Below are 9,986 nucleotides of genomic sequence, written 5' to 3'. Positions count from 1 at the left end.
GGCTTTGTTGCGTAATTCGGACAGAAAAACAAACCGCCCGAAATTGTGCAATTCTTAAACAACAAACTGAGTTTCAGGCATACCAAGCCCTGTAAGCTTGTTCAGCGCTTTAATCATGGCGTAGGTTTCGCCAACCTGAGCATTGTAGTTTCGCAGGCTTAACCTCCCACCTAGCAACTGCTTCACTCGATACATGGCTGTTTCTGATAGTGAACGTTTGTGATAACCATACCGCTTTTTCCACTTCTTGTTGGAGCCGTAGAGCTTTTGGCAACCCACTGCTAAATTGCGAGGATGTCCTTGTTCCCAGAAGGCTGCCCCTTCTCTTGGTGGGATAAGCGGAATAGCTCGCTTAATCCGTATGGCATCATGGCAGTTCCTTGTGTCGTAAGCACCATCTCCAGATATCTCGATGATTTGTCGACGTGTTTGCTTGAGCAAATTAGGAAGGACTTCTGAATCAGTGACATTAGATAAACTCAGTTCTGCTGCTACTATCTCGTGAGTACTGGTGTCGACTGCTAAATGCAGCTTTCTCCAGACTCTACGCTTCCCGTCAGTACCGTGCTTCTTGACCTTCCATTCACCTTCGCCATAAACCTTGAGACCAGTGGCATCAATGGCCAGATGCTGTATCGCACCTCTGGTTTTAGTTTTAAATGAAACCTCAACCTGCTGGGCTCGACGGCTTATACAGGTGTAATGCGGACAAACAAGCGGTATGTTAGCCAGCTTAAATACTGAGTCTAGAAAACCTTGCAGCGCTCTCAATGGCATAGAGAAAACGCGTTTTACCATCAGTGCGGTAGTAATGGCTAGGTCGCTGAATCGACGAGGCCTGCCGCGCTTACTCTGTTTGCTTTGCTTCCACTCGCGTATGGCTTCCTCATCAATCCAGAAAGTGAGTGAACCACGGTTGATTAGGGCTTTGTTGTACTGTTTCCAGTTAGTTGTTTTGTAACGAGGTTTCGGCATAAGGCTACGATGATTAACTGATGTAGCCGATCAGATCGTAACTTCCTGATTTAGTTCCATCGAATTACGCAACAAAGCCAAAGAAACTTCATCGTAAGATTTAGAACTGAATACCGCGACATCTATCATAAAAACCTCTCTAAGATAGCGGGGAGAGTAATCCCTTTATTGAATACTTAATTCCGGCAAAAATAAACCATGAATTATCAAGGGCTATTTTTAGACTTGGAATTAGGTAAGCCTTTGAACTATATTGATTGACAAATTTCATATGGTTGAATCGTTGACATGGTGAAACTCATTCCATTGAGAACGGAATTACTTGAAGATGTAATTAAATTATCGGTTGAAGAAAAGCAGTTGCCGTACGTGGGTACTGTCGATCAAGTGTTAATTAATGCCGACGAAAATACGCATCCACATATTGTACTTAACGATGATCGGGTAATCGGCATGTTTCTCATTGATAGACTCTATTCACAGGCGTATGAATTTGCACAAGGTGGCAGTCTGGGTTTTCGAGCATTTCTGATTGATCAGCACCAACAAGGTAAAGGCTATGGCGGGGAAGTGATGAGTCAATTGCAAGACTATCTTGCCCTGTACTATCCAAGCTATCATTCCATTTACCTTACCGTTAATTGCAAGAATGTAGCTGCCTACCAGTGTTACGTGAAAAATGGTTTCTGCGACACCGGTGAGTGTTATTTAGGTGGAGAGGCGGGACCACAGCATATTATGTTGATGAAGTTGCATACATAAGGCAAATATCAATTACTTGAGGTGACTGTTTTATTAATACCGCTTAAGTATTACTAATTTCATGTCATTGTTACACAAAGCATAAAAATTACTGCTACGTTGAAATTAATAAAAATTTAAATCGACCCTTTCTAACCATTAAATTAATAAGGCTTTAAGGGTCGGGAATTCATTATAATTTTGGTTAGGGTAAATAACTATGTTGGTAACGAAACTTAAAGAAGCCTCTATTGCTGTGAGGGCATGGTCAATTCTGGGACTGTTTGCGATCAGTCTACTTACAAATACTTTTCTGAATATCGATGCATCTCGCCAGCACATGCGCGAGAATTATGAACGTGGCGTAAAAACCATGGTTGAAAGTGCATTAGGAGTTGTTAAATTCTATCACCAGCAGAGCAAAAATGGTGCATTGTCGGAGGCTGTTGCTCAAGCCAGAGCATTAGAGACCATTACGGCGATGCGTTTTGATGGCGATAACTATATATTTGTCGGTGACAGAGAGGGAATCCAGCTTTCGACGGGTGTTGTTGCTCTGCTTGGCACCAATATAATGAACTTACAAGACAGTAGTGGTCAGTATTTTGTACAGAAACTCTATCAGACAGCGCAAAGTGGTGGTGGCTTTGTTGATTACTACTGGCGATACCCCGGTAAAGAAACGCTAGAGCCTAAAACCAGTTATGCAGCGATGTTTGAACCTTGGGGGTGGATGGTCGGGTCAGGTATGAATATGGATGCGCTACAGTCTGTAACTCAGCGTTCAGAGGTTAGCTCACTCAGTTATGCCGTTGTTATTCTATTGATCTTGTCGATTGTGGTCGGGTTCTTTATTAAGACGATTACGTCACCACTTAAACGAACTCTTAGAGCCATGAAAGTGCTTGCCCATGGAGAGGGGGACTTGACACAAAGGTTGCCAGAAGAGGGCAGCAAAGAACTCATTGTTTTATCGCGTAATTTCAATCGGTTTATCGCATCCATCCAGTCTATTATGCTTAATATTAACGATGCGGGCGCTCAGGTTTCTTCGTCTGCAGTGCAACTCTCCAACTCGGTGCATCACATCGATGATAGTTTGAATCAGCAGCAAGCGGATGTAGATATGCTTGCGACGGCTATGACAGAAATGCTCGCAACCGTGGAAGAAGTGGCGGGAAGAACGACAGAAGCGAACGATGCGAGTTGTCTCGCGGCGAAAGAGACACAAAATAGCCGCAATATCATCCAAAAAAATGTCGACGAGGCGAACCGATTATCTGAGCAAATCGGGGCAGCGAGTGAAGCGGTTCAACAGCTTGCTAACGATGCTCGAAACGTCGATACCGTGTTAGAAGTGATTCGTGGTGTCGCAGAGCAAACCAACTTACTGGCTTTAAATGCGGCAATCGAAGCGGCAAGAGCCGGTGAGCAAGGCAGAGGGTTTGCGGTGGTCGCTGATGAAGTACGTACATTGTCGCAACGCACTCAAGAGTCGACATTAGAAATCCAAAGCATTGTTGAACGACTTCAAGTTGGCGCCGAAAATGTGGTGGTGGTGATGAATCAAGGAGCTAGTAAAGCTTACCAAGCGGCAGAGTTATCTAACCAAGCTGGAGAAACTCTCAAGCAAATCGACCAAGAAGTGCGCACCATTCAAGAGATGGCTCAGCATATTGCGACTGCTGCTGAGCAGCAAACTGTGACGGTGAATGACATCAATAGAAATGTGGTGAGCTTAAGTGATATGGCTACATCTGTGTCAGGTGAGTCGTCACAAATGGCCAGCTCTGGGCGAGAGCTGAGGTCTGTGTCTGATAATCTGGTCAACATGATTCGCAAGTTCAAGTTGGCTTAAGCAAGTCAAGAGGCAATCTAATTGGAAACCGTGACTCGGCTAGTGTTAGAATCGCACAAATTTTCCAATAGATTGCTTCATGAGACACCTAAAAACTGCTGTACACCCAGACCTTCAACACCTAGATGATAAGGTTATCTTCAAGCGCAATGCCGCGCGCGCGATTGTCGTTGATGGTGAAGATATCTTGCTGCTCTACACTGAGCGCTACCATGACTACACCATTCCTGGTGGCGGTCTAGACGATGGTGAAGACATGATTGCGGGTATGGTGCGTGAGTTGGAAGAGGAAACCGGAGCCCAGAATATTCATGGTATTAAACCATTTGGGGTCTTCGAAGAGTTCCGCCCATGGTACAAAGATGATGCGGACGTGATGCACATGATCTCTTACTGCTACACATGCAAAATTGATCGTGAGTTAGGTGAAACTAACTATGAAGATTATGAAATTAAAAACGGCATGAAAGCAGTTTGGATGAACATTCATGACGCTATTGCGCACAATGAGCAGACCATCGCTAAGAGTGAAAAGAAAGGTATGAGCATTGAGCGTGAGACCTATCTATTGCACTTGATTGCGAAAGAAATGATTTAAAAGAAGCCAGCAAATTCGCTGGCTTCTTTTATTTAATCAGCCGAACACAATAGCTGAGCTGCTCAACGGTGGCAATCTGGCTAAATCATCGTCGTGTGCATAAGCATGGGCTAATTTGCTTCACAGAAACCGCTAAGGGCTTCTATACTTTCCCAAGTAATTGAATTATTAATATATTAATTATCTTATATTATGCGATTGTACGGAAACGACTGAGGGATTAGGGTATGAGAATGTGGCGACAGATTGCTTTAAGTGGGCTAGTTGCTTCAACGGCGACGTTTGGTTGTTATGCCGCTGTGGTTGAGACAACAACGTTGGTTGGATTTGGGGAAGCTAAATACGCCGAAGGATTCTCCCACTTTGACTATGTTAACCCTGATGCGCCGAAGTATGGCAAGGTCACTTATGGCCGAGTCGGTACTTACGATAACTTCAATCGATTTGCGTCACGTGGTGTTGCGGCGGCTGCAACAGGTGAACTCTACGACACCTTAATGTTCTCTCCGAGCGATGAAATTGACGCATACTACCCAATGATCGCAGAGCGTGTGCGCTACTCAGATGACTTTTCTTGGCTTGAACTTGATATCAACCCTAAAGCTCGTTTCCACGATGGAAAACCTATTACCGCTCATGACGTCGCGTTTACGTTTGAAAAGTTCATGTCTGAAGGGGTTCCTCAATACCGCGTTTATTATCAAGACATCAAATCAGTCACTGCAAAAGATGATCTAACAGTTCGTATTGATATGGTGACGCCAAATCGCGAAAAAATGTTCAGTTTTGCCCAGGGGACACGCGTATTACCTAAACACTTTTGGCAAGATAAGAGCTTATCAGAACCACTTTCAAGCCCGCCAGTTGGCAGCTCCGCGTACAAGATCACCGACTATAAACCTGGCCAGAGTGTCACTTACTCATTAGTTGAAGATTATTGGGCAGCGGATCTACCCGTCAACGTAGGTCGCAATAACTTCAAACAGGTTCAGTACGATTACTATCGTGATGACACTGTGATGCTCGAAGCCTTCAAAGCGGGTGAGTTTGACTTTCGCTTAGAAAACTCAGCTAAGTTTTGGGCCAACTCCTATACCGGTGTGAATTTCGACAAAGGGTATATCTCTAAATCTGAGATACCTCACCAGAAGCCAGAAAATACTCAAGCCTTTGTATTTAATACCAAGCGAGCTATGTTTAGCGACCCGAAGGTTCGTGAAGCGTTGACCTATGCGATGGACTTTGAGTGGATGAACAAGAACATGTTCTATGGCCAATATAGTCGTACTCGTAGTTACTTCCAAAATACGGATTACGAGGCGAAAGGCACACCGTCAGCAGCAGAGCAAAAAGTGCTGGCTCCATTTAAAGAACAGCTACCACCTCGTCTATATTCAGAAGAATATCAGCCACCTGTGACGGATGGCTCTGGCCGAATTCGTTCACAAATGCGCACAGCGTTTAAGTTACTCAAAGAGGCAGGTTGGGAGCTTAAAAACAAAGTGATGACGAATGTTGAGACAGGCGAACCACTGGCGTTTGAACTGCTGATCTACAGTCCAACCACTGAGCGAATTGCGATTCCAGTACAGAAGAACCTTAGCCGTATGGGGATTGATATGAAAATCCGTACGGTGGATACCACTCAATACATCAAGCGTTTAAGAGACCGAGATTTTGATATGGTGTCGTCGGCCTATAGTGCGAATCCATACCCAAGTCCAAACCTGATGATTGCTTGGAACTCGAACTACTTAGACTCTACTTATAACACCGCAGGCGTAACTGACCCTGTTGTCGATTTCCTAACGATGGAAATCTCCAAAAAGCAACAAGACCCAGAAGCGTTACTGACATTAGGACGTGCCTTAGACCGAGTTCTTCAGTGGAATTTCTATATTATTCCTCAGTGGCACGTTGGTGAGTATCGTGTTGCTATGTGGGATAAGTTTGAACGACCAGACATCTTGCCTAAGTATGATCTTGGCCTAGATACTTGGTGGGTTTCAAAAGAGAAAGCCCAAGCGCTTCCTGAAAAACGTCGTTAAAGAGGGTACATGGCTGCTTATATATTCCGACGTTTGTTACTGGTGATCCCTACATTGTGGGCGATCATCACTATCAACTTCTTCATCATTCAAATTGCGCCCGGTGGACCAGTCGAACAGGCAATTGCCCAACTTGAAGGTCATACATCAGGCATTATGGAGCGCTTTGCTGGTGGCGGGAGTGAGGTCAACTTAAGCACTGGCGATGAAGCCGATGCATCTGGTTATAAAGGCTCACGAGGCTTAGATCCAGAAGTGGTCGAAGCGATCAAAAAGCAGTTTGGTTTTGATAAACCAATGCATGAGCGTTACTTCGACATGCTGAAAAACTACGCCACCTTTAATTTTGGTGAAAGCCTGTTTAAAGGCGGCAACGTAATAGACCTGATTGTAGAGCGGCTACCAGTATCTATCTCTTTAGGGCTGTGGAGTACTTTAATCATCTATTTGATTTCTATTCCACTGGGGATATTAAAGGCCATTCATCATGGCAGTCGATTTGATATTTGGTCGAGTGCTGTCGTCATTGTTGGCTACGCCATTCCTGGCTTTTTATTCGCTATTATCCTGATCATTCTTTTCGCTAGCGGTAACTACTTTAGCTGGTTCCCTTTACGTGGCTTGGTATCAAGTAACTTCGAACAGCTCACTTGGTACCAACAAATCATTGATTACTTTTGGCACTTAGCACTGCCTATCTTTGCGATGGTGATTGGTGGTTTTGCAACGCTAAGTATGCTGACAAAAAATTCGTTTCTGGATGAAATTAATAAGCAATATGTCGTGACCGCAAGAGCGAAAGGGCTTGATGAGCGCGATATCCTCTACAAGCACGTATTTCGTAACGCAATGCTAATTATTATTGCGGGTTTTCCTGCCGCATTTATCAGTATCTTCTTTACCGGTTCTATGCTGATTGAAGTGATGTTCTCTCTGGAGGGTATTGGCTTGCTTGGTTTTGAGTCGACGATTCAGCGTGACTATCCAGTGGTGTTTAGCTCTTTGTATATCATGACTTTATTGGGACTGATTCTAAGCATTATCTCTGACCTTACTTATACATGGGTCGACCCTAGAATTGATTTTGAGGCGCGTTGATGCGGAAGAAAAAAACACCAAATCCATTAAATGAAGCTAGATGGCTAAGGTTTAAAGCCAATCGACGAGGATTCTGGTCATTGTGGATTTTCTCAACTCTGTTTGTATTGAGTTTGTTTGCAGAAATCATCGCCAATGATAAGCCGCTATTGGTGGAATACGACAGCCAATGGTTTTACCCAATCATCAATCAATATGCGGAAACCGAGTTTGGTGGTGAGTTTGAAACCGAGGCGGACTATACCGACCCTTATGTTATTGAGCTTATCGAAGAACAAGGTTACATAGTTTGGCCGCTTATCCGTTTTAGCTATGACACCATCAATTTCAATATCAGCGGGTCTGTGCCGTCTGCCCCGGACAGCGTTAACTGGCTCGGGACTGATGACAAAGGGCGGGATGTCCTCGCTAGGATCATCTATGGCTTTAGGATCTCAGTGCTGTTCGGCTTTGTTCTGACCATAGTTTCAAGTGTGATTGGCGTTGCCGTAGGCGCGACGCAGGGTTACTACGGTGGTTGGTTAGATCTCTTTGGTCAACGCTTTATTGAAGTCTGGTCGGGTATGCCGACACTGTTTCTGTTGATTATCTTGTCGAGCTTTGTTGAACCGAACTTCTGGTGGTTGCTTGGCATTATGGTGGCCTTCAGTTGGATGAGCTTAGTTGGGATTGTCCGCGCAGAGTTTTTGCGCTGTCGAAACTTTGATTATGTTCGCGCTGCACAAGCGATGGGTGTGTCTGATAAGCGTATTATGCTGCGCCATATGTTGCCAAATGCGATGGTTGCGTCATTGACCATGATGCCATTTATCCTTTCGGGCTCGGTGACGACGCTGACTTCTCTCGATTTCCTTGGCTTCGGTCTGCCAGCAGGGTCTCCGTCATTAGGCGAGCTCCTCGCTCAAGGTAAGTCAAACCTACAAGCACCGTGGCTTGGTTTTTCTGCGTTTTTTGTTTTATCTGTCATGCTGACATTGCTGGTGTTTGTCGGTGAAGCGGTACGTGACGCGTTTGACCCTCATCACCAAGGACGATAAACATGGCTGAAACAGTATTATCAATCAATGGGCTTTCGGTTGGATTTGGCCGTAAAAATGACGTTGAGGCAGTGACGCACGACGTGTCCTTATCGATCAAGAAAGGTGAAACGCTCGCGTTAGTTGGAGAAAGTGGCTCAGGTAAGTCGGTAACGGCCAACTCCATTTTAAAACTCTTGCCTAAGGGCTCATCGCACTACCTATCAGGTTCGATAGATTTTGATGGGGTCGATATGCTGAGCTGCTCAGAGCGCAAGCTAAGAGGCATTCGCGGCGGACGAATCGGCATGATATTCCAAGAGCCGATGGTGTCATTAAATCCACTGCATAAAATTGGCAAGCAACTTGTCGAAACGTTAGCAATTCATAGAGGTATGAGGCAAAGAGCCGCAGAACAGCTTGCCGTGGAGTGGCTAGCAAAAGTTGGGATACGTTACCCAGAGCAGAAGGTGAATGCTTATCCACATGAATTATCGGGGGGTGAGCGACAGCGTGTCATGATTGCTATGGCGTTAATCAATGAACCTGAACTGCTTATTGCTGATGAGCCAACCACAGCATTAGATGTATCGGTGCAGGCTCAAATATTGGATCTGCTCAAAGAGCTACAGCAAGAGCTGGGCATGGCGATGTTATTTATCACTCATGATCTGAGTATCGTTAGACGCATCGCTGATACCGTAGCGGTGATGCAGCATGGCCGTTTAGTTGAAACTGGGGCTTGTCATGATGTGTTTACCTCTCCAACTCACCCTTACACTCAGCAGCTCATTAACTCAGACCCGAAAGGTTTGCCTGTACCTGTTAGTCAAAATGCCCGCCCACTGTTAGAAGTGAATCAGCTTCGTGTCTGGTTTCCTATTACTGGGGGGATCTTCAAACGTGTGGTCTCTCACGTAAAAGCGGTAACGGATATGGCCTTTACCCTCAAAGAAGGGCATTCAATAGGGCTTGTGGGCGAAAGTGGCTCTGGTAAGTCAACAACCGGAATGGCGATACTCAAATTGCTCAAATCTGAAGGCTCTGTCTCTTATCAGGGCGTTGAGCTGCAAGGCTTAGACAGAAAAGCGATGTTGCCTTATCGAAGCAAGATGCAGGTTGTTTTCCAAGACCCGTTTTCTGCGTTAAATCCACGTATGTCAGTTGCACAAGTGATCGGCGAAGGTCTTAAAGTTCATCAGGAAATTGATGATGACGAAATTGATCAGCGTATATGTGAGGTGATGGCGGAAGTCGATTTGGACCCAGAAACACGCCATCGTTATCCCAACGAGTTTTCTGGTGGTCAAAGACAAAGGATCGCGATTGCGCGTGCGCTGATCTTAAAGCCTGAGTTTATTCTATTAGATGAGCCAACATCCTCATTGGACAGAACTGTACAAGCCCAAGTACTAGACTTGCTGAAGTCATTACAAGAAAAGTACAAGCTCACGTATCTGTTTATTAGTCACGATCTTAGTGTGGTCAAATCCTTGTGCCACTACACGATTGTGATGAAACAAGGTGAGATTGTAGAGCAGGGCGATACGCTACAGCTCTTCACCCAGCCTCAGCACTCCTATACGCGTCAGCTAGTCGATTTGTCGATGGTCTAGCGAGTTGCAGAGCTGAAAAAAAAGCTGCCGGAGATG

8 protein-coding genes are annotated in these 9,986 nt (G+C 45.0%); 7 read left to right on the top strand and 1 reads right to left on the bottom strand.

Annotated elements, in window-relative coordinates:
• Window positions 1-54: 54 nt before the first annotated feature.
• Window positions 55-975 carry an IS5 family transposase gene (locus ACU01J_RS14670; RefSeq protein ID WP_481085133.1) on the bottom strand — a complete coding sequence of 307 codons (921 nt, stop codon included), beginning with the start codon at window positions 973-975 and terminating at the stop codon, window positions 55-57.
• Between the two features lie 288 nt (window positions 976-1,263).
• Here ACU01J_RS14670 and ACU01J_RS14665 point away from each other — a divergent pair, with 288 nt between their 5' ends.
• The 7 genes from ACU01J_RS14665 (at window position 1,264) to yejF (ending at window position 9,950) form a co-directional block, all read left to right on the top strand.
• Window positions 1,264-1,737, top strand: a complete 474-nt coding sequence (locus ACU01J_RS14665; protein WP_481086374.1) for a GNAT family N-acetyltransferase — start codon at window positions 1,264-1,266, stop codon at window positions 1,735-1,737.
• A 199-nt stretch (window positions 1,738-1,936) separates the two neighbouring features.
• Complete coding sequence (locus ACU01J_RS14660) at window positions 1,937-3,574, top strand: methyl-accepting chemotaxis protein (protein ID WP_481086373.1); 1,638 nt, start codon at window positions 1,937-1,939, stop codon at window positions 3,572-3,574.
• A 79-nt stretch (window positions 3,575-3,653) separates the two neighbouring features.
• Window positions 3,654-4,172 carry an NUDIX hydrolase gene (locus ACU01J_RS14655; protein WP_481086372.1) on the top strand — a complete coding sequence of 173 codons (519 nt, stop codon included), beginning with the start codon at window positions 3,654-3,656 and terminating at the stop codon, window positions 4,170-4,172.
• Window positions 4,173-4,405: 233 nt separating this feature from the next.
• Window positions 4,406-6,220 (top strand): extracellular solute-binding protein, encoded by a 1,815-nt coding sequence (locus tag ACU01J_RS14650; RefSeq protein WP_481086379.1) that lies wholly within the window; start codon window positions 4,406-4,408, stop codon window positions 6,218-6,220.
• Window positions 6,221-6,229: 9 nt separating this feature from the next.
• Window positions 6,230-7,318: a microcin C ABC transporter permease YejB gene (locus ACU01J_RS14645; RefSeq protein WP_481086371.1), complete on the top strand. Its 1,089-nt coding sequence runs from the start codon at window positions 6,230-6,232 to the stop codon at window positions 7,316-7,318.
• Window positions 7,318-8,355 (top strand): ABC transporter permease, encoded by a 1,038-nt coding sequence (locus ACU01J_RS14640; RefSeq protein ID WP_481086370.1) that lies wholly within the window; start codon window positions 7,318-7,320, stop codon window positions 8,353-8,355. The genes ACU01J_RS14645 and ACU01J_RS14640 overlap by 1 nt, the downstream gene beginning before the upstream one ends.
• 2 nt (window positions 8,356-8,357) lie before the next feature.
• A complete protein-coding gene (yejF, locus tag ACU01J_RS14635) occupies window positions 8,358-9,950 on the top strand; it encodes a microcin C ABC transporter ATP-binding protein YejF (RefSeq protein WP_481086369.1) in 1,593 nt (530 codons plus the stop codon).
• Window positions 9,951-9,986 lie beyond the last annotated feature (36 nt).

This window comes from Vibrio sp. 2433-A1, from assembly GCF_056726085.1.
This window is presented reverse-complemented; position numbering and strand designations above follow the sequence as displayed.